General features: G+C 57.4%; 17 protein-coding genes and 2 tRNA genes. 3 read left to right on the top strand and 16 right to left on the bottom strand.

The window, feature by feature from the left end:
• Positions 1-38: 38 nt before the first annotated feature.
• From H3V53_RS08355 to H3V53_RS08365, 3 genes are all read right to left on the bottom strand, one after another.
• A complete protein-coding gene (locus H3V53_RS08355; RefSeq protein ID WP_336597560.1) occupies positions 39-1,784 on the bottom strand; it encodes a tannase/feruloyl esterase family alpha/beta hydrolase in 1,746 nt (581 codons plus the stop codon).
• A complete protein-coding gene (locus H3V53_RS08360; RefSeq protein WP_336597561.1) occupies positions 1,781-2,890 on the bottom strand; it encodes an OpgC domain-containing protein in 1,110 nt (369 codons plus the stop codon). The genes H3V53_RS08355 and H3V53_RS08360 overlap by 4 nt, the downstream gene beginning before the upstream one ends.
• Positions 2,891-3,021: 131 nt before the next feature.
• Positions 3,022-3,093, bottom strand: a tRNA-Ala gene (locus tag H3V53_RS08365).
• Between the two features lie 84 nt (positions 3,094-3,177).
• Here H3V53_RS08365 and H3V53_RS08370 point away from each other — a divergent pair.
• Positions 3,178-4,158, top strand: coding sequence for a site-specific integrase (locus H3V53_RS08370; protein WP_336597562.1), 981 nt, complete (start codon positions 3,178-3,180; stop codon positions 4,156-4,158).
• A 72-nt stretch (positions 4,159-4,230) separates the two neighbouring features.
• Here the strand turns inward: H3V53_RS08370 and H3V53_RS08375 are convergent, their stop codons facing one another.
• The 6 genes from H3V53_RS08375 to H3V53_RS08400 form a co-directional block, all read right to left on the bottom strand.
• Positions 4,231-4,584: a hypothetical protein gene (locus H3V53_RS08375; protein ID WP_336597563.1), complete on the bottom strand. Its 354-nt coding sequence runs from the start codon at positions 4,582-4,584 to the stop codon at positions 4,231-4,233.
• 246 nt (positions 4,585-4,830) lie between these two features.
• Positions 4,831-5,604 (bottom strand): GIY-YIG nuclease family protein, encoded by a 774-nt coding sequence (locus H3V53_RS08380; protein WP_336597564.1) that lies wholly within the window; start codon positions 5,602-5,604, stop codon positions 4,831-4,833.
• Positions 5,605-5,638: 34 nt separating this feature from the next.
• Positions 5,639-6,634 (bottom strand): restriction endonuclease, encoded by a 996-nt coding sequence (locus H3V53_RS08385; protein ID WP_336597565.1) that lies wholly within the window; start codon positions 6,632-6,634, stop codon positions 5,639-5,641.
• A 124-nt stretch (positions 6,635-6,758) separates the two neighbouring features.
• Positions 6,759-6,902 carry a hypothetical protein gene (locus H3V53_RS08390; protein WP_336597566.1) on the bottom strand — a complete coding sequence of 48 codons (144 nt, stop codon included), beginning with the start codon at positions 6,900-6,902 and terminating at the stop codon, positions 6,759-6,761.
• A 755-nt stretch (positions 6,903-7,657) separates the two neighbouring features.
• Positions 7,658-8,632: an ADP-ribosylglycohydrolase family protein gene (locus H3V53_RS08395; RefSeq protein WP_336597567.1), complete on the bottom strand. Its 975-nt coding sequence runs from the start codon at positions 8,630-8,632 to the stop codon at positions 7,658-7,660.
• Between the two features lie 140 nt (positions 8,633-8,772).
• Positions 8,773-9,807 carry a lysozyme inhibitor LprI family protein gene (locus tag H3V53_RS08400; protein WP_336597568.1) on the bottom strand — a complete coding sequence of 345 codons (1,035 nt, stop codon included), beginning with the start codon at positions 9,805-9,807 and terminating at the stop codon, positions 8,773-8,775.
• Positions 9,808-9,893: 86 nt separating this feature from the next.
• On the opposite strand from H3V53_RS08400, the gene H3V53_RS08405 reads away from it, so the two are divergent.
• Positions 9,894-10,136, top strand: a complete 243-nt coding sequence (locus H3V53_RS08405) for a helix-turn-helix domain-containing protein (protein ID WP_076926612.1) — start codon at positions 9,894-9,896, stop codon at positions 10,134-10,136.
• A 12-nt stretch (positions 10,137-10,148) separates the two neighbouring features.
• Here H3V53_RS08405 and H3V53_RS08410 read toward each other — a convergent pair whose 3' ends face one another.
• Positions 10,149-10,844 (bottom strand): recombinase family protein, encoded by a 696-nt coding sequence (locus H3V53_RS08410; protein ID WP_336597569.1) that lies wholly within the window; start codon positions 10,842-10,844, stop codon positions 10,149-10,151.
• A gap of 1,890 nt (positions 10,845-12,734) precedes the next feature.
• On the opposite strand from H3V53_RS08410, the gene H3V53_RS08415 reads away from it, so the two are divergent.
• Entirely contained in the window at positions 12,735-13,544 is an 810-nt protein-coding gene (locus tag H3V53_RS08415) for a hypothetical protein (RefSeq protein WP_336597570.1), read from the top strand.
• Positions 13,545-14,318: 774 nt separating this feature from the next.
• On the opposite strand, the gene H3V53_RS08420 is transcribed toward H3V53_RS08415, so the two are convergent.
• From H3V53_RS08420 to H3V53_RS08445, 6 genes are all read right to left on the bottom strand, one after another.
• Positions 14,319-19,304 (bottom strand): DEAD/DEAH box helicase, encoded by a 4,986-nt coding sequence (locus H3V53_RS08420; RefSeq protein WP_336597571.1) that lies wholly within the window; start codon positions 19,302-19,304, stop codon positions 14,319-14,321.
• Positions 19,305-19,434: 130 nt separating this feature from the next.
• Entirely contained in the window at positions 19,435-19,656 is a 222-nt protein-coding gene (locus H3V53_RS08425; RefSeq protein ID WP_336597625.1) for a helix-turn-helix transcriptional regulator, read from the bottom strand.
• Positions 19,657-20,300: 644 nt separating this feature from the next.
• A tRNA-Ala gene (locus H3V53_RS08430) sits at positions 20,301-20,376 on the bottom strand.
• A 56-nt stretch (positions 20,377-20,432) separates the two neighbouring features.
• Positions 20,433-20,783: a c-type cytochrome gene (locus H3V53_RS08435; RefSeq protein ID WP_336597572.1), complete on the bottom strand. Its 351-nt coding sequence runs from the start codon at positions 20,781-20,783 to the stop codon at positions 20,433-20,435.
• Entirely contained in the window at positions 20,780-21,580 is an 801-nt protein-coding gene (locus H3V53_RS08440) for a BON domain-containing protein (RefSeq protein ID WP_054917963.1), read from the bottom strand. The genes H3V53_RS08435 and H3V53_RS08440 overlap by 4 nt, the downstream gene beginning before the upstream one ends.
• Positions 21,581-21,600: 20 nt before the next feature.
• Entirely contained in the window at positions 21,601-22,188 is a 588-nt protein-coding gene (locus tag H3V53_RS08445; RefSeq protein WP_336597573.1) for a phosphoheptose isomerase, read from the bottom strand.
• Positions 22,189-22,468: the final 280 nt, after the last annotated feature.

Below are 22,468 nucleotides of genomic sequence, written 5' to 3' on the forward strand. Positions count from 1 at the left end.
CGCGGTTCATCGGGATGCGTTGCGCGCAAGAGCGGCGCTCAGGGCTCGCTGCAGACGAAGTTGTTCGCTTCGTTGAGATTGCCTCTGCCGAGGTAGCGCGGAAACATCGGATAGCGGCACAGCGGTCGCGAGCGGCCGTTGGTGGAAGGCGAGATGTCGGTGGCGAGCAGCGTTTCGGGCGAGACGCCGCGTGTCACCCAGCCGTCCAGCGCGCCGAGCAGATCGACGGACGGGATGAACACGCCGCCGCCGTGCTGAAAGCCGGGCACCATGTAGAGACGCATGAACGCATTCACGCGCGCTTCGCCGTAGCGATCGACCAGACGGTCGTAATACGCGATCGTCTGGTTGGGGCTGATGACTTCGTCGGCGAGACCTTGCAGCGTGATCAGCTTGCCGCCCCTTGCGATGAAGCGGTTCAGGTCCGGATTCATCGCGCCGATCGTCTGCGACAGCGCGACCAGTTGCTTCTGATACTTGCCGGGATGCAGCACGTCGAAGTTCATCGAATTGAACGTGGCGTCCTGCGCGACGAAATAGCGGATATAGCCGTCGCCTTGCGCGTACAGATAGCCGTTGCCGTTGAAGGTCGGCGATGCCTGACGCGCGGCGTCGTGGCCGAGTCCGAGCATGCCGTTCAGGCGCGTGCCCTGAAAGACGTTGTAGCCAGCATAGCCGCCGACGTCGTACGCGAGCTTGTACGGCAGCCTGAGACCGTCGCGTAGCACGAGCAGCGTGGCGAGTTGCGTGTCCGTCAGGCAACCGCCTTCGTGCGCGTAGGAGGTGCCGCGATGACAGCGCAGCGCATCGACGATTTCGCTTTCGCGCTGCCGACATTGCGCGACGTCGCTGACGATGCCGTCCGCCGCGCCGTCGAGCTTGTCGCAGACTTCGAGTGTCTTTTGATAGACGCGCTCGAGCAGCGCCGGCGGGACGAAGCCGCCGGGCGCCGCGTACTCCGCCTGACCGATGCGCACGCCGATCAGCCGGACACCCGAAAAATTCAGCGCGGGGGAATCGGCGATGACACCGTCGTAGTCGTCTGGAAAGCGCTGCATTACCGTGTAGCCCTCGCGACCGCCCGTCGAGCCACCCGCGAAATACATCCGGTCGGGCGGATGGCCGTACATGCGCACGATCAGCGCGAGCGCCGCATCGTGCGTTTTCTTCAGATGCGCGTAGCCGAAATTCACCACGGCTTCGTCGACCAGACCGAACACCGCGAGCGCCGCATTGCCGACGTGGCCCGAGTCGTCGCCGAATGTCACGTAGCCCTGCGCGAGCGGCGCACGAACCGGCGAGAACGGCATGACGCCGATGCCCGTCACGACGGTGCCGTTATAGCCGCCGCCGCCCACCTGCAGCGCGCGGCCGTTCCAGCGGCGAGGCAGGTTCAGGTCGAAGCGGATGTCGGGCGTGGTGCCCTTGAGCGCGCGGATGACGCCCGTGATCCGGCAGAACTCGCCCGCGCCGTTGCCGGGGGTTTGCGCGGAGATCAGCGTCGCGGTTTCGACGTGCGCGCCGTACGTGGGCAGCGCGATGACTTCGGCGTCGAGCCAAAGGCCGCCCAGATCCGTGCAGCGCGTGGCGAACGGCGGTTTCTTCTGGCTTTGGGCTTGAGATTCGGCCGGAGTCTGGCCGGGGCTGGGAACGGCCGTGGGGGTGGCCGTGGGGGCGGCCGTGGTGGTGGTCGTTGCCACGCCGATGGCGCCTGCCGCGGCGCAATGCAGCGCAGCGCGTGCGAGCCGCGGCGCCGCGCGCGGCCCTGCGATACGGCGTCTCATCGGCAGTCGGCTCCGCTGACGGCTGCGCGCGGCTGCGTCGGTCCTTTCCATTCGTTCCAGAACCGCGCGAGCAGCAGTACGGCGATGATCGCGACACAATCACCCGCCAGCGCCGCGAGACCGTGGCTCAGGCCGCTCAGGCCGTGGGGCGTCGCCGTGTCGACGATCAGCGAGATCAGCGTGCCGCCGACGAAGCAAACCAGCCCCGTCTGGCCGACCTTGACGACGGCGGGCGCCTTGCGCGCGAGGTTCGCGATGAAGCCGTTGCTGACGAGCCGGGCGGCAAGCCAGGCGATGGCGAGGAAATTGATCACGCGTTCGATCGACAGGTTCTGTTTCAGGTGGCCGGGCAGCGGTTGGGTCAGGATGAACAGCTTGACTACGGCGAAGGCTAGCACGGCTGCAATGGCGAGTCGGGTCAAGCAGCCGCCGGCTCTGGATTGCTGGACATGCTCCGGCACCGGGCGCTCACGGCACAGAATACCGATGACGAACATCAGTTGCCAGGCGAAGGGGTTGAAAGCCCAGTCGCTGACGTCGTCGATCGCGAAGAGTCTGGCTAACGGGACGGCGGCCAGCCAGACGGCGATGCTCAGGCTCAGCGCGCTCAGTGGGGATTTTCGCGCGAACGGGACGACGAATGGGACGGTGATTGCGAAGAGGACGTACATCGGCAGGACGCTGGACAGATAGGGCTGGTTTCTTAGCGTCGCGATTTCGAGTGCTTCTTTGACAGGAGCGGACGAGAACATGGGCCAGCCCGTGAGACTCACCATCGGCTGATTCAGATGCAGGCGCTGCAGGATAGCGCCTGACAGCAACGTGAGGAGCGCCGTCAGCAGGTACGCCCGGTAAATTTCCCAGCAGCGCTTGTAGAAGCGGTTGTGGGCGGCCCTTTCGCCCCGTTTGCTCAGCACTGCGCCGTAGGCCGCCGCCGACGCGTAGCCGCCCAGACAGACGAATACTTCAGCGGAGTCGCATAACGCATACGCATGCAGCATCAGATGCTGCAACACGCTTCCCGGGATGTGATCCAGCACGATCACGATCAGCACGATCCCACGGAAAAAATCCACTTCGATTGAGCGAGGACGCTGTGGGGACATGTTGGCGCTCGGTTGGCGCTCTCCGGCGGCTTGCGGTTTTGCAAGCCAGGGCCTGGCGGGCGCTGGGGTGGGGGTGAGGGTTTACGTTGAGTAGGAATGGGGTTGGGGGAAACAGTTCCCCGGGGGGGGAGGGGCGCGGAGGAGGATCGAACTCCCGACCTTCGCATTGCGAACGCGACGCTCTCCCAGCTGAGCTACCGCCCTTCATCAAGAAAATCAGCAAGTTATCCCCTGCACCGTTCGTCGCAACACCGGTTTGTCACCCTGCTGTCACCCTTGGAGTAGTGATGGCAACGATTCGACAACGCAATGACCGCTGGCAGGCAATCGTGAAGCGAAAAGGCCACCCAGTCCTAACGAAGACTTTCGACCTCAAAAAAGATGCTGAACGGTGGTCCCGAGAGCAGGAACGCCTTATCGACACGGGACTATTTGTTGATGATTTCAAGGAACGTGAAACCACGTTGACACAACTCCTTGACCGGTACGCCACCGAAGTAAGTATCGGAAAACGCGGAAGTCGCGCCGAGGCCTACAGAATTGAAAGCTTCAAGAAAGTCGGTCTCGCGAAGCACACCCTTTCGGCAATAACGCCACAGATGGTCGCGTCTTGGCGTGACGCCCGCCTGAACGAAGTTTCTTCCGGCACGGCACTGCGAGAACTTCAACTGCTTGGGCATATTTTCAGCATTGCAATGCGCGAATGGGGGTTCCGGCTTCCAAGCAACCCCGTTAGCCTAATTAGGAAGCCACGATCCGGCAAAGCCCGCGACCGCGTGTTGACGACAGCAGAAAGGGCCGCCCTTCTCTCGGCTTGTGGTCAGTGCCACAACCCGTGGATCAAGCCCGTCGTCATTTTCGCGCTCGAAACCGCTGCACGACGCGGCGAAATTCTTGCGGTGACATGGGACGACGTTGACTTGGCACGACGCACAGCGATCCTACAGGTGACAAAGGCCGGACAACCGCGAAGGATTCCGTTGTCCGGGTCATGCGTCGCGATGCTGGAAGCACTACCGCGCAGCCTTGATGGTCGTGTCTTCCCTGTGTCTATGGAAACAGTAAAGCAGGCATACGAACGAGCGGTTGCGCGGGCCGGTATCGCCAACTTCACCTTCCACGATCTTCGACACGACGCGCTGACCAGACTGGCAAAGCAGGGCCTTTCGATTCTGGAACTTCGCGCCATATCCGGTCACACAACCGCTAACATGCTTCAACGGTACGTATCGATTGACGCTGGCGAATTGGCAATGAAGCTCGGCTGACCGTAGCAGGAACAGCACGGGTTATCGGTCCATCGCCCGCCTGCGCGGTGGATCGATCAGTCCGCTCAACCCTTACCCTTCTTCATCGGGCGGGCGTGTCGTGAAATCAATACTGACGATCAACGCGGACCGCCGAAACGGAACCGTGAACGCGACGTGGCACCATTCCAAACGACCGGACGCGGCGAGCGTGAACAGTTCCTGAAAACGACTCTCCGTCATGTCAACCACGCCCTGTAACTCCGGTTTGTTCGAGATGAATGCGCCAATGTTAGGCACATCGGCATTGCCAATATCCGGCTTATTCGTCGGGGCGACTTGGATCAAGAACCGGGTCACATCGCGCACCGGTTCGGTAAACTCGCCTTCCAACAGAATCGATGCCCGACTTTCGCGCGCGGGAGGATAACCGCGTGGTCGATCCACGCGCTCCGTTACACTCGCGTCCCAACTTGTGATTCGCCCGTATCGACTCAGCAGTTCGCGTCGGCGGTGTGGATGCTTCCTGCTTGCCATAGCCTGTCTCCGCATCACGTCTCGGACACGGATATTCTGCGACACTGCTCTGACCGACATGAAGCCCAAACGAGCCAGAGCGTACAAGACCGGGTAGCAGCCGAAACCACCCGCCGTCACCACCGTCCGACGCTCAGGAAACTTGTCGGCGCAGCGTTAAGATTCTTTCTTCAATTCGATTGATGCCGGACCAACAATTCTCACGGTCACAGACTGCATTGGCTCGAAGTTCGCCTGAAACCAATCCCGAAGCGGCACGTACCCATAGACGCGCGGTGTACCGTTGGAGTTGGTCGTCCGGTCGAATCGGCCTTGCACCAGTGCCTTCTCAGGGCCACAGTAGATGTCGATACTGGAACCTTGCGGTCCGAAGAGATTTTGATTTTCGACCGATACGTTGAAGAACCCTGTCTTGTAGTACGTCGTCTGTAAGACAAACCGGAACGACGGCGCGGACGGCGCTGTATCTATGTCCAATGCAGCAGCGGCAGCGTCGATCTCGGACTGATCCAAATCTTCATCATCATCTTTGGTGCCCTTGCTACGCGTCCCGTTCCACGGCGGTGTCAGAGTTTGAATGATGCTGTCTTCGAGTGCCGCAGCGAAGTTGATCTTGAAGCCGCCGTAACGATGCAAGCCAAGGTCTGGAAGAGCCAAAATATCGACTTCTCGACCAGCGGACAGGAAGTCTCGGATCGCCCCATTGTTTCGGGTATTGGTACGCTGCGACTCGCTGGGTTTCAGGTACGAAGCAAGACGACCGCGCAACGTCTTGGTCGTCTTCCCAACATACAAAACATCTTCGCCGCTGATAAAAGCGTACAGGACGTTCGCATGATGCACCTTGTCCGTAAGTTCGAGATGTAAACAGCCATCCCGAAGCCGCCAGCGGCCCACAGGAGCGAAGCCAATCTCGAAAAGACGCTTCATCAGTTCTCCATCGACTTGAACGCCGAACCGAAACTCAAGCTGGAAAGTATGTGCGCTTCAACGGGACCAGCCGCTTCGTCTCCGCGTCCGTCTTCTCGTAGTGATCCATCAGCGCACGGACGACATGTTCGGATGTCCAGAGAGTAAGCGGCACCGAAGCCCGATCCGCTTCGTAATATGCTTCCTTGCTGAATCCACCCGTACTAACGTACAACCCACGGTCGTCAGGATGGCGACCACCAAGGAAGCTGCGAATTTCCTTGGTCCCCATCTGGCCTTTCCGGTGCTTCACTTCGACGATGATCCGTGGATGCTCGAACCCGAACCCATCGGGTGATGCGATGATGTCCTTGCCACGATCACTGCCAGCCGGTGAAACTTGGGTCCTGTAACCCATCGCTCGAAGAATCCCGGCAACAAGTTCCTGCATCTCGTCCCAATCAAGTCCGTTCACCACGTCCTTGATACGTTCGACTGCACGGTTTTCGAGACCTTCGAGCGGATCAGCTACTACCTGCTCTTCAAGCACTTCCGGTGCGGGCACAGCAGGTTGTCCGGTCGCTTCGCCGAGTAGTTCGTGCATCGCAAATTCGGATACGACGAAGACCGTCATCGTCGGACCAAGGGCAATCTTGGTGGCTTCACTCAGACTATCCCTTCCGATTTCTTTCTCTTGCCACTTAACGGCTCGTGCCAGCGGCATCTCTGCGTCCATCAGTTCAGGTCTGTATTCGCATCCACCCGTTACCTTGCCGATCAGATAGGTGCGGTTCGCGGGCGAATACGTGACAACGAAGTCGCCCACTTCGATTTCATTCATGAAGCGCCATACCTGAGACGCACCTGCAATCGCTGTCTTTTCTTTGATTCCCGGCTCTTTGGAAAGGTACAGGTCGATTAGTTCTTTCCGCGACATGCCCACCTTGACATCCGGAGCGAGATTCGTCCACCCGATAGCTGCGATACCCCGTTCGCGAAATTCTTCGTAGAGACTTCCGCCATCGGATCGAACCATCCACATTCTGGTCATGCTTTTCCCCGTAGTTTGTCGAGTGACGTCCGTTGACTCGCACGACGTACATCTCTTGATTTCGAAGCCCCAATAATACAAAAACCGCCGTCGGATTGGCGGTTTCGATTCAGGTCATGGGCTGTCAGTGCAGCAATTCACCACTGGCTAATCCAGCGTCGGCCACGGCGGGCACCGTTGTCGGCGCACCGAGGTCGATCACCCCGTCGTCGTTGTATGTCTCTACAACGAATTCCAGCAGCGACGCGAACCTGTTGACGATGGACATGAAGGGGAGGGTAGGTCGCGATCGGGACGAACTTCCGGTCCACGTCAAGAGAAAGGCCGGCCACCATTAAGTGGACCGTGACTTTCGCATTGCCTTCACTTTTCCGGCCACTTTCAAATTTTTTTTGAATGACGGTCGCAAGTTTTCCAAAGCCGAACTCTGTGCTAACCTGAACCGCAGTGGCATCAATTTATAACCAACTTAACGTGCGGGGTTTGCTGTGTCGATATTCGATAATGTCGGGGATGCTCTGGGTACCGCCCTTGAAAAGGCGAAAGATGTTCCCGTGGAGACGGTCTGCGCAGTGGGACTAACTCTCATCGCAGGAGCCGCAATCCTCGCGAAGGCTGGGGCAAATGGCGCAGAAAAGGTCATCGACGCCGTCACAGATGTCACCTCGAAGTAAAGTTATCTCGACCCTTGAAAGCATTCGTCGATGCAGAGATTTTTGGCATCTTTATCAGTTTGTGACGTTTCGCCGCTGTTGAATTCAACGGCGAAGATGCCTAGAAGATGTAATGCTTCCGCGGCGATCATTTTTTTAGCCTTCGAGCGACTCAGTACCCTACGCTGCAAAGAAGACGTTGCCGTGTCGGTTATCTGGAACCAGTGTTGGCGCTCCGTTTCATCAGCGGTGGTGCGACGGCATTGTTGGAATCCTGCGCTGTGCGACAGTGGACTCGCTCCGGCACAGCGCTGAACATTCCTATATAGCAATATTCAAGCAGCGTAAAGCCGTCCGTCGGACTCGATGCCTATCGGATCGCCGAGATTCGCGCAATCAGCGGTTCGGCTATCTCGAAGCCCTTCAACTGCGCCAGCCATCGTACCGGAATTTCGCTCATGCCGAAACGCACACCAGCCAAACCTGCCGCGACCGCGCATGTCGTATCCGTGTCGTTCCCGAAGAGGATCGCGGTTCGCGCAACCTTTTCGAACGACGATTCTTCCAGTGCCTTCTGCACTGACCAGATCGTATCGAGCACGTAGCCGGTGCCACGCGGCTGATCCGTCTTCTTGAAGTCTCTGAGAACGTCCAGTTCGATGAGAAACCCGTTCCGCTCGCGCTGGTCGGGCCATGCGCGGTAAATCTCTTCGAGACGCTGATCTGCCGATGTCCAAGGATCGGCCAGCTTCTGCAAGTACCCGCGTGCCGTGAGGCAGTAGAACGCACATGCGACTAGCGAACGCGGATGCGCATGCGTCGGCAACGATTGAAGATGGGCGTCACGGACCAATGCGTCATCAGGACCGGTGTGCCATAGGGCAAGCGGTAGCACTCTCATCAAAGACCCGTTGCCGTTTTCCCACTCCGACGCGCCGCCCGAGTTCTGTGCTGACGCGCCGCCGCGTAGCTTACTCAATGCTTTGGCAGTCTGGATTCCGCAGTCAAACACATCGCCATCGACCGCGAGATACCCGTCGTCAAGCCACCTCACCAGCCTGTCCGCGAAATCTGTGAGCGAGAAGCAACCACGTTCAAGAAGGCTGGCGAACAGGCACAGTGCTTGTGCCCCGTCATCGGACCATGTGCCGACAGGCACTCCCGCGTGAGAGCGCCGGAATCCCGTTGGCGGCGTCATCTCGATCTGGTCACGCGGCGGAAGCAGGTTTGGCGTCTTGAATTCGAACGGCACACCGAGTGCGTCTCCAACCAGCAAGCCAATAAGCCCGCCGATTCGCGCGTCCGCACATAGGTGCAACCCGAGATACCCGTCTTTATTGTTCATCTGATCTCCCGCAGAGACGACACTGTACTGGACCTGCGTGCATCACGCCCACCAAAGAGAAAAACCGCCGTCAGGCTTTCACCGTCAGGCGGTCTTTCGCTGATGCCAAAGATCGGCATCTGATGATGAATTCGCTACCGCTACATGGCCGCGAGCTTCTGAATCCGGGCTTCGGTTACTTTCAGAAGACACGCCGAGTCGGAACAAGCGTCACGCTCGCTCTTCATCCAATTCCGCTCATCGGCTTTCAGGGCGGTCGGGTCGCTCGACTTGGCACGGGCGGCTGAGTACGCCGACGCAAGGCGTAGGTCTGCGTCAGCGGTTTGCGGCGTCGAACAGATCAGATGTTCTATGGGCGAAGACGCCTTAACGCAGTCAAAGCTGGCATGAACGTCCGTCGTGCCATTTGCATCCTGTGTCGGGGTCGTCATCAATGCCGACTGCTGTACTGCACTGGCTGTCGGTGCCGCTAATGCGGGAGATGCGTTGACTGCCTTCTCTGGTTCCATCGGTTGCTGCGCCGTTTGCGTTGCATTGTCGGACGACGCCTGTACCGGGGCCGCCGAAGTCGCTACATCACTACCCGCCGACTGACCATCTGCGACGGCCTTTGCTGCTTCATCAGTGGACGCCGAACTAGCTGCTGCTTGTGCGTCTGCTGCGCCACTCGTTGACGACGGCTTCACTTCCGACGACGCGGCGACCTGAGTCCCCGGTCCGAAGACTATACGGTCGAGCGGCACGACGAAATATAGGACGGCCAGAAGGACAACGAACAGCCCACCAGTCAAGAAGACTCGCGCACCGTATTCGTAGAAGAAGCGTTGCTTCGCCAATTCACCCGCGCTGCTGGCAATGATGATGTCGGGTTGGCCCGCATTGCGAGCGAGAAACCCTAGGTTCCATGCCTTCGGGGCCAAGAACAGGAAGACGAGCGCGAAGGCGGCGCAGATCGCGATGTCCATGTATAGCCGTTCGGTGTACGCGCCGAAGGCAAGCAACCCAAAGATTGCTGCACCGACCACAGCCCAGAACTTCCCAAACCCGCTGCTGTACGATTGTTCGAACTTCGCTTCTTTGGCCGCCGCTTCGGCAGCGGCGATGTCGCCACCGCAGTGCTTACACCGGCTTGCGGAATCCTGAATCTCTTCCGCGCAGAAAAGGCATTTTTTCATTGTGAATTCCCCGTAATTTCTAGGTCCTGACGCAAAGGGGACCATGGTCCGTCGAACTGGGCGATGTTACCCCACACGATGACGGCATGCCAATTAGCACCCGTCAAAGCAAGGACCCGTCCTTAATCGCACTCGGTGAAGCGATTCGCCGCCACCGCGAAGCCAAAGAACTATCGCAAGAGCAGTTGGCGTTGCTCGCTGACGTTGATCGAAGCTATGTCGGTCGTGTTGAACGCGGCACCAACAATGCCGCCACGTTGACGCTCAAAAGACTGGCGAACGCACTCGACATAACGCTGGCCGAGTTGATAGCCGAAGCCGGGTTATGAGATAGCCGTCGATCATGCGCCGCGCGACTTACGACGATCCCAGTCAATCAGTGCGCACGGTACGCCATCCGGTCCTATGCCAGTCAAGCCGGTCGATTCTTCTTTAATTTGCCGAGACAACCGGGACAACGTAGATCGTGAACAATCGGTCGCCGAGATGATGGTGTTCCAGCTATCCCCGCGCCGAAGCATCTGCATGATCGCCGCGTTCCGCTGATCGTTCGGCTTCCGCCCACGGTAGCCACCGACTGCTTTCAGTTTCTCGATCCCTTGCTGCTGTCGGCGACGCCGGTCTTCGTAGTCCTTGCGGGCGATTGCGGCAAGCATATCCAGCATCATCGCGTTCAGCGCATCCATCATCCGGGACGTGATGTCATCCTTGGTGGTTGTCATCATCCACGATGTCGGCAAATCCAACGCGACAACTCGGACCCGGCGTGATTGCAATTCGGCTTTCAGCTTGGCCCAATCATCGGCGTTCAATCGTGAGAGACGATCCACCTGTTCGATCAGCAAGATGTCGCCTTCGTGGCAATCGGAAAGCAGCCGAAACAGTTCCGGGCGTTGAAGCGATGCGCCGGATTCATTTTCGACATAGAACGCCGCAATATGAAGTCCATGTTCCTTCGCGAACTCGATCAGGTCATTCTTGGCACGGCGGGCATCTTGTTCTTTGGTTGAAGCACGAAGGTACGCACGAACGAACATGTATCACCCCGACTGGTCTTTTTAGGATGGTTCGCATATTACCGGTTCGTTACGAGTCCAGTCAAGCCATTTATCGAACCATCAAAAAGCTGGTTTCCATCAGGTACACCCGTCCCGAACCATCCCGATGGCGGTCGTCCTATGGCGTGGGTGTCCTCAGCGTCGCGAGTAAGCTATAAAGTCACAGAACAACAACTCAGGGATCACATCATCGTGGGAATCGATTGGAATGTAGTGGCGACTATTACCGCGCCCGTTATTGCGTTGGTGGCGGGCGTGTTCATCAATCGGTGGTTTGAAAGCCGACCGAAGCTGATAAGTTACTTCGGTCACGTCAGTACTCACCAAATGAACCCACCTAACGCTCAGGGGTTACGGGTCTTTACGCATGAAGTTGTGATACGAAACGTAGGCCGAGTTCCAGCGACAAACGTTCGCGTTCAGCACGCCGCGTTGCCCGACTTCCACGTTTTCCCGCCCGTACAGCATCATGTGGATAGGACACCCGGTGGAAGCACAGATATTGTGATCCCTTCGATAGTGCGAAACGAACAGGTCCTGATCTCGTACCTGTATTTCCCACCGCTAACAGCGGCCCAAATCAATACCGGTATCAAAAGCGATCAAGGTTTCGCGACGCAAATTCCGGTGCTGTTGCAGCGAAGGTATCCCACGTGGTTTCAGCGTACTGTGATCTGCTTTCTTGTCTTGGGCGTAGTTACGACGGCATATCTGACCTATGAAGGCATCGCGTGGCTGACACATAGGCTAGCGTGAAGCTGCATGACGTACAGATGGACAAGGGCTTGACATTTGTGATATAATTCGATCTGAATTTTGACCTACCGGATTTCACCGGTGCATTAAGTTGGTCCGCCTGTTGCACACGGCTGCACCACATCCGCAGCCTTCTCGTAATACCTTCCCCCATCGCCTGATCTTCGCGGCAACCGCACCTGATCGGATTTCGTGCGCCGGATCAGATCAGCCACCAATCAGGTCACTGGTCCGTGATCAGCGACGAATCACTGGTTTAGATGACATCAACCAGCACAAGGCCGAAGGCCAAGGCGATGAGTGCAAGCGCACCCGTTGATGCACCACAAATCGGATTAGGTCTGGTCGCGGCCCATCGATGAAGGAAACGGGCGGAGAAGACCGGGGTCTTTTTCGTCATGACACGTCATATCAACCAGTTCGTGAATTCGACGGCCCGTAGGGACGGCGATTCACCGGGGCCGTAGGCACCGGATCACGTTCACCAATCGGACCTGATCGAATTCCAGATAGCGGTCTTTCGTGATCGACCGCAGATGTCACCAGTTGTACATATCAGTTCTGGTCCGGTGACAGGTCGGGCAGTGGTTGGTACTTCTCGAATGAACAAGCCGACTTGTCACCAATAAGATCAGTAAAGAACAACCGACTTCTTGTTCATCGCACGAACCAGTTCATGAATTCGACGGCCCGCAGGGACGGCGATTCACCGGGGCCGTAGGCACCGGGACATAATTCACCGATCAGGCGCGATGAAGAAGCAATCACCGGTAACACTTTTCATTCGTCCGCTTCGCGTCCGAATGACGTTGCTGGCCGCCGCTGCGCGTCAGCCACCACGTCGCACTGGTTCCTTCGGATAAATAGGACATGTCGGAACCTCACATCAACGACAAGTCATCATTCGTCGTTGATGGGTATGTATTACATGGAAATCCCGCAAAGCCTTGCGGGATAAGGCTTCACGATTTCAAAAAGTGCGGTAAAACCGCAGTTTTTCGGGACACCATGCTCGGCATGAGGAGCTGAATGCGAATTGCTTCGACAACAGGACTTGCCGTTGAATGCGTGAGTCCGTTCGCTATACCGTCGTCAACAAAAACATCGAATTAGATGCACAATAATATTAATGAACTAAAAGCACTGTCAAAAGCAGTCACTGACACCGTCTTCGATCCTGATCTCGTCGAATATCCGCATCTCTTCATCAAACGAACATATACCGATGATGAAATGGGTTCGTATGATGACCCGATTGTCCGTTTCGTCGATCCTTATATAATCGAAGAAAGATACCAGAAACACCATGAAACGGGCTTCACATTACCTGTCTCTCGCAATTCAACACCACGCAGTCTTAAAATTTTTTCCGGCGTACACAAGCCCGTCCCGAATTCAAGGCTGAAATACGTAGGCTGGAAAAGACCCAAAGGTGCAGATTTAGTTACGTGTGTTGAACCCGACGAATGGATCGACCTCGATACAGGGGAAATCCTGACAACAGCAATGGCACGAAAGCGCGGCGCGATACCATACCCATCGATTTCATTGCGGATGGTCACGACACAGGTGGTTTTCCATCAATGCCCGCCTAGTAAGCGTGACTTTCTAAGTTATATTCTAAAACTTCGCAACAGACGCGGTGGACTTGTGGTTGATCTGAAATCCGCTCTCGATAAGTGGATTGATTACAAGCACCCCAAAATCGATTCAACGGACAGATCACGCAAAAGGGATTCACTACAGAAATTCCTGTATAAGTACGAGATTATGACGGACAACCAGACCTTTACGCAGGAACTTCAAGTCATGGCAAATGCAACCAAGACTGGCAATGTGCGTGAGGCGGCCCGCTTTGTAAACGTGCTGCCGGTAAAGGGAAAGCCGGGCTGCGACCTCTGTCCGAGCCTATGTCCAGACTGAAATGGTCGGGCACGCACCGTCGCATCATTGTGCTAGTCAATCGTTGCCGCCTATCACCACTGTCGGCACAGTGTTGCATGTCGGCACCAGTGTGCGGCAACACCATATTCACCGTTTAACACCATACAACCAGTTGCAAGGTACTGTCCGATTCAGTGCCTGTAGTTCAGCGCGACGATGTATGCACTGTTGCAGTCGGACCATACGGTGTCTCGACCATACGGTGTCTCGACCATAGGGTGTCTCGACCATTGGGTGTCTCGACCATTGGGTGTCTCGACCATTGGGTGTCTCGACCATTGGGTGTCATCGACCATTGGGTGTCATGGCCATAGGGTGTTAGCGACCATTGGGTGTTAGCGACCGTGGCGGCCAATACTACAGGGAAGTGGTCTAACACCGTCACCCGTCGCTGGCAGCAGTGCAACGCCACGGTATAGCGCCACCATCATTGGTATCGCGTCAGTGGTAACACTGCTTCAATTCAACGGTGACAACGGGCACCAATGCCATCGACCACAGTTCAACGGCAAGCGTCCGCAGTGGTCGATGTGCCATTGCAGGACAGTCACTCAGTAAATGCTACGAACCGTTGCCCGACTACTGTAGCGACTGTTTCTTCGGTCCGGTCCAATGCCACAGTCCGGTGCAACAGTCGGCGCACCATTGGCGGCAACGGTGCTTCACTGCCAATGGTGATGACCATACCAATGCAACCGAACAAATACACCGGTCGGCGATCCACCATCGCAGATGCTAACGGATGTGCACCGGTCACGCGGTCAGCGCGTCCGGCGCATCTTTCGCTTCCATCAACTGCCCAACAGTCGGACCCGGTTGCTGAATGTCGAGACGCGGCAACGACTTCACGATCTTCATCGTTTCCAGACTGACCGTCACGACACGCTGGAAGAGTTCCAACGGGTAGCGAGGATTATTCATTGTCTCGACCGCGTAGTCGTTCGCGTCGTTGACGATGCCACTATCTTTGTCCACCTTGACGCACTGCCGATCCACTATCCAATCCAAGGCTGGCCTGCCATTCACCACGTAATCATATGCTTCAAGCGGGATGCCTTTCAACGTGATCTTGTCGTTGTAGATCACGGTAGTTAGGTCCTTGTCCTTACCGCTCTTGCCGTAGCGCATCTTCTCCACACGGTAGTCGGCATCGGTCAGCAGCAATCCGCCGCTTTCGATCTGCAACGGACACTTCTCCACCGTCTCATAGTTCAAATGCAAATCGGCCAGCTTACGGCCAGCCGTGGAGAAAGCCCAGAAATCGGCGGCGGACTTCATACAAGGAATGCGCGGCAACTCCTTACTAAGGTTATCGGCGTATCGTTCGCGATAATCGGGCGAATGCAACAGCCCGTATACATAATAGAAAATATCTTCCTTACCGATCTTCTCACCCGGATAGGCCGCCCGAAAGTGGGCGAGTCCGTTCAGGGTTATTGCGTGCCGTCGCGTCGTATCGCTACCGGCTGATTCAAAAAGTCCAGCCTGCGATTTTTCTAAATCAGGAGCGGGTTCATCGTAAAGGTAGAGTGGAAAATATTGCGAACCTATCATATCCACAGCATGAAGACTCACGACGCTATCTGAAATCAGGACAGACAATGCACTACGATTGCTCGGCGCGGAAAAACCAATCACGATATTCTCGCACGATGCATTCGGAAAAATGCGCGGAATTTGGTAAACCATCTCGTTGAAGCGCCGATTGAAATACATCCAACACTTGGTAAAAGGTCGATAAAGACTTCTGGTCAGACACGTCTCGTCGAATGCAAATCGCCGATCTTTTGCCAACTCTTGCTTCAATGATCGAGTCCAACTGATCTTCGTCGGGTCGGTATCAATAAAGCCTTCGTCGATCTTAGTCTCTCGTCCTTTTTTATCAAGGCCGGGAAATGCAAGCGAGATGCGGTCTACTTCGCCGTTGTAGAAGTCAATCATTCGCTTCATATTGGCTTCCAAACTCAGCTTTGAAGCGTTGTAGCACCACGCATCTCGGTTGGTAACTACTCCGAGAGAAAAGTTCTCAAAAAGGCAGCGATCATCGCCTTTTTTATCGCCCAACGGGATAAATTCTTCGAAATCTCCATCACGCTGGTTCAGCCAATCGCCATGTTGATCCGGAACAATGGTTGTCCAGCCGGACATCTCCGAAATCCCGGCAATACTTTCAAGCGAACTAATCTTCAATAATTTTTGTTCACGACTCAAATATTCACCCACGTCGTGAAAATAAATCTTGCCATATTGTCTTGCATCTGGATTCTTGACCAATACAGAAATGGCAATAGCAGCACCGCTGGCCGACCCGAAAATCTGACCACCTTCACGCTTTGCCCTTTCCCCGGAAGTCATTTGTCCCCGCAAGCCGCGCAAATGAAACACGTATAGACTGCTAAATTCCTCGGCCAATGACTTACGCAGTCCGTCAGTCGTCTTGGCATCAAGGAAGCCCGCATTTGTAACAAAGCCAATGACGCCGCTGTCCCCGATCCGATCAGTGGCCCAACGAATCGCCCGAATGTAGCTGTCGTAGAGTCCTTTCGCTAGGATCGCGTTAGAGCGCAGTGCGTATGTACCCCGTATACGGCCATCCAAGTGTGGGTATTCCACTTTTTCATTGTTGTCGTTTTCATTCTTCTGCCCTACCGAGTATGGCGGATTGCCGAGAATGACACGAATATCAAGCTTTTTCTGTCGCTTGCGCCGTGCGCTGTTCTGTGCCAACAGTGCATCCACCATATCTTCCGTCTCGTACATCTGAAACGTATCTGTAAGGCATATCCCTTCGAACGGCTGATACTTGCCGCCGACGATTCCGTGATACACCGCTTCGATATTCACGGCTGCGATGTAGTACGCGAGAAGGACGATCTCGTTGGCGTGGATTTCGTGCTTGTACTTGTGCGGGAGTTCCTCGGGAGTGATGTGGCCGCTTTGGAGAAGCCGTGTCACGAACGTCCCCGTACCCACGAACGGGTCGATGATGTGGACGCCCTTGCTACCCAGGGTCTGACCGAACTCGGTCTGCAACACGTGGGCGACGCTGTGAATGATGAAGTCCACGACTTCGACCGGCGTATAGACGATCCCCAACCGCTCGGTCATCTTCGGAAACGCGTTGCGGAAGAACTTGTCGTATAGCTCGACGACGATCTTTTGCTTCCCCGCTGCATTGTCGATGCCATCGGCTCGCATCTTCACGCTTTCGTAGAACCTTTCCAGTGTGTCTGCTTCCTTGTCCAGCCGATGTTCATCCAGCACGTCCAACACATGCTGCATCGCCAGCGACATCGGGTTGTGCTTCGCAAAGCTGTAGTCTGCGAACAGGGCATCGAACACTGGCTTCGTGATGAGATGCTGCGCCAACATCTCGATGATTTCGCCATCTGTGATACTGCCGTTCAGGTCGTCGCGCAGTTCGGCGGCGAATAAATCGAACGCGTCCCGTTCCCTCGTATTCGCGGGGTTCTCGATGATGCCGGTGATGCGGTCAATGTGGGTCCGGGCAATCTTCGCGATGTCGTTCGCCCAATCTTCCCAGTGGTGACGGTTGCCGACCTTCTGGACCAGCTTTGCGTAGATCGCCTTCTCGATCTCGCCGATCTCGAATTGCAGTTCGTGCTGTTCCTGCGGCGAGCGCTTCTTGACCGCTTCGCCAATGGTGAAGCCGCCCTTACCAGCGTCCTTGTTCTTCGTCCCGTTGGTTTTCTGCTGCTTCTTCTGAATCTTGTCAGTAATCGCGATGACTTCCATCTTGCTGGTGTCTTTCCCGATCAGATCGAGCTTATTCACCATCGCATCGAAGCGGTCATCGTGCGACCGAAGCGCCTGTAAGACCTGCCAGACGACGGCATAGGTCTTGTTGTCGTTCAGGGCTTCGTGCGCTTCGACGCCAGCCGGGATCACTACCGGCAACACCACATAGCCGCGCTTCTTCCCCGGTGCGTTGCGCATCACGCGTCCGACCGACTGCACCACGTCAACCTGAGAGTTACGCGGCGTCAGAAAGAGCACGGCATCCAGTGCGGGTACGTCCACACCTTCCGACAAGCAACGAACGTTACTGAGAATGCGGCAGGTGTTTTCGGGCGTCTCGGCTTTCAGCCACGCCAGCTTCGCTTCCTTCTCGCTGGCATTCATGCCGCCGTCAACGTGCTCGGCTTCGCAGTGAAGTCGGGCGGCCTGTTCAAATTCTTCGGTCTCGTCAGATTCCTGATAGGCTTCGACGACCGCTTGGAACATGTTCTTGATCTGCTTCGAGCTGACCTTGTGCGTCTTCGCTCCCTTCGAGACTTCGATGACCTGACAGAAGGCCACTGCACGTTTCATGGGATCACCATCGCCAACCAAGTCTTCGGTCAATCCCTGCTTCGAAAGCGCCTTCCAGCAGCCGACGATCTTGGCTGCGTCGTCCACTTTCAACTGGTTGTTTTCATCCCGCAGCAGGTCTTGCAGACGCCGGTTGACGTGCGCTTCTTCAACCGCCAGCACGATCACCTTGTAATCCACCAGCAATCCGCGCTTGACGGCTTCCGAGAACGTGATGACGAACAGTTCTTCGCCGTACAGCGCCTTGTCATCCATCGAGCAGAGCGCAACGTTGTCGCGCTCTGCCGTGGCCTTGGCCGTGTCGCCGTAGATACGCGGCGTCGCTGTCATGTACAGGCGCTTGGCGGCGCGGATGTAATCGGCGTCGTGGACCCGAACGAAGGTGCTTTCGTCATCGTCGCCGAACGTTGCGCCGGTCGTGCGGTGCGCTTCGTCGCAAACGATCAGGTCGAAGTCGGCCAGCCCGAACTGCTTCTGCGCACGGCTGATTACGTCGATGGAGTGGTACGTGCTGAACACGACGCTCATGTGCGACGCGTCGTGCCGCTTCGCCATCTCTGCCGCCAGTCGGGCCGAATCGGTCGTGGCCGGATAGCGCAGTTCATGGACGAAGGTCTGAACCATGTCGTCTTCTTTCTTGCGCTTCTTGCCAACGTCGCTGTCCGAGCAAACCGCGAAGCTATGCAGCGGTGTCTCGGCTTCCTGAGTCCACTCGGTCAAGGTCTGGCTCAACAGCGACAGGCTCGGGACAAGGAACAGGACCCGCTTGCCCGCACCGGCCAACCTTTCGGCAATCTTCAAGCTGGTGAACGTCTTCCCGGTCCCGCATGCCATGATCAACTTGCCACGGTCGGCATCTGCCAGACCATGAACAACGGCATTCAGTGCATTGGTCTGGTGCGGGCGCAGTTGCTTTTTCGCCTTGATGACCGGCGCAGCCTTCGGCTGGTACTGGCCCCAATCGATCTGGCTCTCTTCAAGGGCGGTCAGGTCGATCTTGCTGACGGGCGGCTGCTGGTCAAGCAACGCGTCTTCGGCGTGTTCACTCCAATGATTCGTCGTGGCGACAATGATCCGGCGTGTGAACGGCTTTTTGCCGGATGCCGTGAAGAAGCTATCGATGTCGCCCTTCTGGACCTTATAGTCCGGTGCATACATCTTGCATTGAATCGCGTGATACTCGGCGGTGCCCTGCGTCTTCGCCACAAGGTCAATACCGGCGTCCCGTTTGTCCAGCCCTTGCAGGTCAGCCCATTCCGCATAGGCCCAGACATCGCTGTACAGATCGCAGTAGGTGGCTTCGTTTCGCAGATAACAGACGATCAACTCTTCGAAATAGGTTCCCTTTTCCCGTTCCGTGACAGCGGCATGGCGGAACGTATCGAGCAGTTTTTCGAGAGCGGTCATTTTGGTTGTTTCCGGCGATTACTAGTGCGAGTGCCGTATTATGCCCGCCGACTACGCGGTTAACCATACGAAATGGCGCGGTGTCAGATTGCGTCCAAACGTACCAAATGGGTTAGCCGTATTTCGTCCGTCACGATTTCTGTGCCGCCCTGTACTCGGCGGGCGATGACAAGAAAGCTTCTACGTCCGCGACACGCCATCCTACGGAGCGCTCTCCAAGCTTCACCGGTGCGGGAAAGGTCCCGGCTTTCACCCGCTGATAAATGGTTGACCGAGACAGGCCTGTTTCGCTTTCTACTTCTGTACGGCGCATAATTGCGTTTGGCGCTCGACGGGTAGACCGCGTCGCCATTTCTGACGGCTCGGCGGCACTTGATGGGGAACTTGAAGAAATGCTGGGCACAGGCGTCGGCCTGCTTGCCGTCAACCCAAGTTCAATCGCCATTTTTGAGAGTTCTTCACCGGCTGCGCACCAGCATGCGAACGCTTCGCAATAGCGCACCAACGACGTTGCATCAACAGAGTCCAGCACACCTGCGTCGCGTATCTGTCTAGCCACTGTCGGCCAGTGAGCCAGTGCTGATGGAGACAGCCGCGCCAGCACTTTTGCGTCGTCCGCATTGGAAGGGCGCTGACCAAGGTTGGCAACGTCAACAAACGTCGCTTCCCGTCTTTCCTGTCCGCGTCTCTGTCCGCGCATATTGCCCTCCGCTCAACCGTCGGTTCGGAAGATACAGTGTAGGAGTGGCGCAGCGGCGTGGGGTTTGTAAGAGCGTTCCCGACTACGGACCTGAGAACACGTCAGCATAGGTAGGTGAAGCGGGCCGCCCGTCGATTGACCCTGCGTCAACCCGTGTGTCATGCTTTGATCCGACAGGCAACCGTCTGTCACCCTGTAGTCACCCTAGCGGGATGTCAAACCAAACGATTTCGGAGCAGCAGCGGACGGCAGAAACGAAAAAACCGGCCTAAGTGCCGGTTTTTAAAGGGATTTTTTGGTGGAGCGGAGGAGGATCGAACTCCCGACCTTCGCATTGCGAACGCGACGCTCTCCCAGCTGAGCTACCGCCCCCACGACCGTCCGATTCTAGCACACCGCATTTTCACTGTGCCAACCGCCAGACCACGCTACCTGGACCGTGCGCCGGCAAGCACCCAGTCGACTACGGTGCGAATATCAGCATCACTCATCGCAGGATGCGCCGGCATCGGAATCGCGCCCCAGACACCGGAACCACCGTCCTTCACCTTGTGCGCCAGCAGAACGGGAGCCCCGGCATTCCCCTTATACCGCTCAGCAACTTGCTGAAACGAAGGCCCCACCAGCTTGCGATCTACCGCATGGCAACCCATGCATGCATTCGCTCGAGCGATTGCGAGCCCGCGCGCAGGCGCGTCGGCGGCATGAGAGATCAAGCTCCAGCCGACCAGCACCCCGAACGACACGATCCGAAGCCCAGACAACCATAAATCCCTCATTGCCCCGCCTTCGGATTCCCCGGATGCACCTGCGTCGAGTTGCTGACGGGCGCGGGCGCCTGCTGATCCAACGGCTTGGACGTAACCGACGAATCCGGCACCGCCCCCGACGTCACTTCAGCATCGGGCTGCGCTGCCGCAGCGGGCGCGCTCGAGGCAGCGGACGCGGCAGCCGCCGTCGCCGCAGCCGCCTCCTGCGGCTGGATGTACTGGAACACCTTCACGACCTGTGTCACGCCCGGAACCCGGCTAGCGACATCCGCCCCGCGATTGCCTTCGTCCCTCGTGACCAGCCCCATCAAATAAACCGAGCCCCGCTCGCACACCACCTTATAGTTGTTCGCCGAAATATCCTTCTCGGCAATCAGCGCCGTCTTCACACGGCCTTCGAGATACGTGTCGTTGCTGCGCGACGAGAACGAACTGGCCGGCGCGATCGTCAGTTCGTTGACGATCGAGTTCACGTTGTTGAGGCTGCGCACGACCGATTCGGCGCGCGCCTTCGACACCTCGCCCGCTACTTCGCCCGTCAGCAGCACGCGTCGGTTGAAGACGGTCACGTTCACATGCGCCGAGTCGGGCAGGTTCTCGCTGATCAGCGACATCGCCTTCACCTGAATCTCGCGATCTTCCGTCTGCGCGCCGAGCGTGCGCCGGTCGGTCGCGACCAGCGCGCTGCCGCCCGCCGCCGCGCCGACAGCCAGCACGCAGCCCTGCAACGTCGCGGCCAGTCCGGCGACAAGCCCGACCACCAGCGTGGTCCTCACAAACGTACTCTTCACGCGATATGCGCTCATCAACTCGCTCTCCTTCGGAATCATTCTTCGCCGAGCAACATGGCATCGATGCCGTCGCACAGACTATGGATCGTCAACAGGTGCACTTCCTGCACGCGCGCCCTGCGATCGGTGGGCGCGCAAATATGGATGTCGGTGTCGTGCAGTACTTCGTTGATCTTGCCGCCGCCCTTGCCCGATAGCGCGACGACGATCATCTCGCGGTCGTGGGCGTCGTCGATGGCGGCGAGGATGTTGGCCGGATTGCCGGACGTCGAGATTGCCAGCAGTACGTCGCCGGGCTGACCCAGCGCGCGAACCTGCGTCGCGAAGATCTGCTCGAGCGAGGAATCGTTGGCGACACCCGTAATGACCGACGAATCGGTGGTGAGCGCGATGGCCGGCAACGCGGGACGCTCGCGCTCGAAACCGCCGATCAGCTCGGCAGCGAAGTATTGGGCGCCCGCCGCCGAGCCGCCGTTGCCGCACGCCAGAATCTTGTTGCCGTTCGCGAGCGCGGCGAACATCGTGTCGACGGCCGCGGCGATCGGCATCGACAGGCTTTCGAGTGCTGCGAGTGTGACTGCCGCGCTATCGCGGAAGTGTTGTTGAATGCGTTCGACTGACATCGACTCTCTATCGTTACTGCTCGCGCCGCCCGCCCGGCAGCGCTGGTTCAATTGGACGTGTTGCCCTTGCCTGCGCGATGGTCGGCTGCCGCTCCGACGCTCGCGTGTTACGACGTGAATGCGCGGCGTGGACGCGCGACCATGAGCCGCGTCATCGCGCGCCCGCTCGCACTGCGCCGTTGCCGGCTCCCTGACAGACCTCGCGGCTCGCTCACATGCAACGACGCACCGCCCGTCGCGCGTCCGCAAGTTTAGCGTACTCACGCAACGAAACTGTCCG

Source organism: Paraburkholderia bengalensis, from assembly GCF_037126505.1.
GTDB classification, from domain to species: domain Bacteria; phylum Pseudomonadota; class Gammaproteobacteria; order Burkholderiales; family Burkholderiaceae; genus Paraburkholderia; species Paraburkholderia bengalensis.

Coding starts and splice junctions, on each gene's coding strand:
- H3V53_RS08355 (WP_336597560.1), bottom strand. CDS start 1,784: ATGAGACGCCGTATCGCAGGGCCGCGCGCGGCGCCGCGGCTCGCACGC.
- H3V53_RS08360 (WP_336597561.1), bottom strand. CDS start 2,890: ATGTCCCCACAGCGTCCTCGCTCAATCGAAGTGGATTTTTTCCGTGGG.
- H3V53_RS08370 (WP_336597562.1), top strand. CDS start 3,178: ATGGCAACGATTCGACAACGCAATGACCGCTGGCAGGCAATCGTGAAG.
- H3V53_RS08380 (WP_336597564.1), bottom strand. CDS start 5,604: ATGAAGCGTCTTTTCGAGATTGGCTTCGCTCCTGTGGGCCGCTGGCGG.
- H3V53_RS08385 (WP_336597565.1), bottom strand. CDS start 6,634: ATGACCAGAATGTGGATGGTTCGATCCGATGGCGGAAGTCTCTACGAA.
- H3V53_RS08390 (WP_336597566.1), bottom strand. CDS start 6,902: ATGTCCATCGTCAACAGGTTCGCGTCGCTGCTGGAATTCGTTGTAGAG.
- H3V53_RS08395 (WP_336597567.1), bottom strand. CDS start 8,632: ATGAACAATAAAGACGGGTATCTCGGGTTGCACCTATGTGCGGACGCG.
- H3V53_RS08400 (WP_336597568.1), bottom strand. CDS start 9,807: ATGAAAAAATGCCTTTTCTGCGCGGAAGAGATTCAGGATTCCGCAAGC.
- H3V53_RS08405 (WP_076926612.1), top strand. CDS start 9,894: ATGCCAATTAGCACCCGTCAAAGCAAGGACCCGTCCTTAATCGCACTC.
- H3V53_RS08410 (WP_336597569.1), bottom strand. CDS start 10,844: ATGTTCGTTCGTGCGTACCTTCGTGCTTCAACCAAAGAACAAGATGCC.
- H3V53_RS08415 (WP_336597570.1), top strand. CDS start 12,735: ATGCACAATAATATTAATGAACTAAAAGCACTGTCAAAAGCAGTCACT.
- H3V53_RS08420 (WP_336597571.1), bottom strand. CDS start 19,304: ATGACCGCTCTCGAAAAACTGCTCGATACGTTCCGCCATGCCGCTGTC.
- H3V53_RS08425 (WP_336597625.1), bottom strand. CDS start 19,656: ATGGCGACGCGGTCTACCCGTCGAGCGCCAAACGCAATTATGCGCCGT.
- H3V53_RS08435 (WP_336597572.1), bottom strand. CDS start 20,783: ATGAGGGATTTATGGTTGTCTGGGCTTCGGATCGTGTCGTTCGGGGTG.
- H3V53_RS08440 (WP_054917963.1), bottom strand. CDS start 21,580: ATGAGCGCATATCGCGTGAAGAGTACGTTTGTGAGGACCACGCTGGTG.
- H3V53_RS08445 (WP_336597573.1), bottom strand. CDS start 22,188: ATGTCAGTCGAACGCATTCAACAACACTTCCGCGATAGCGCGGCAGTC.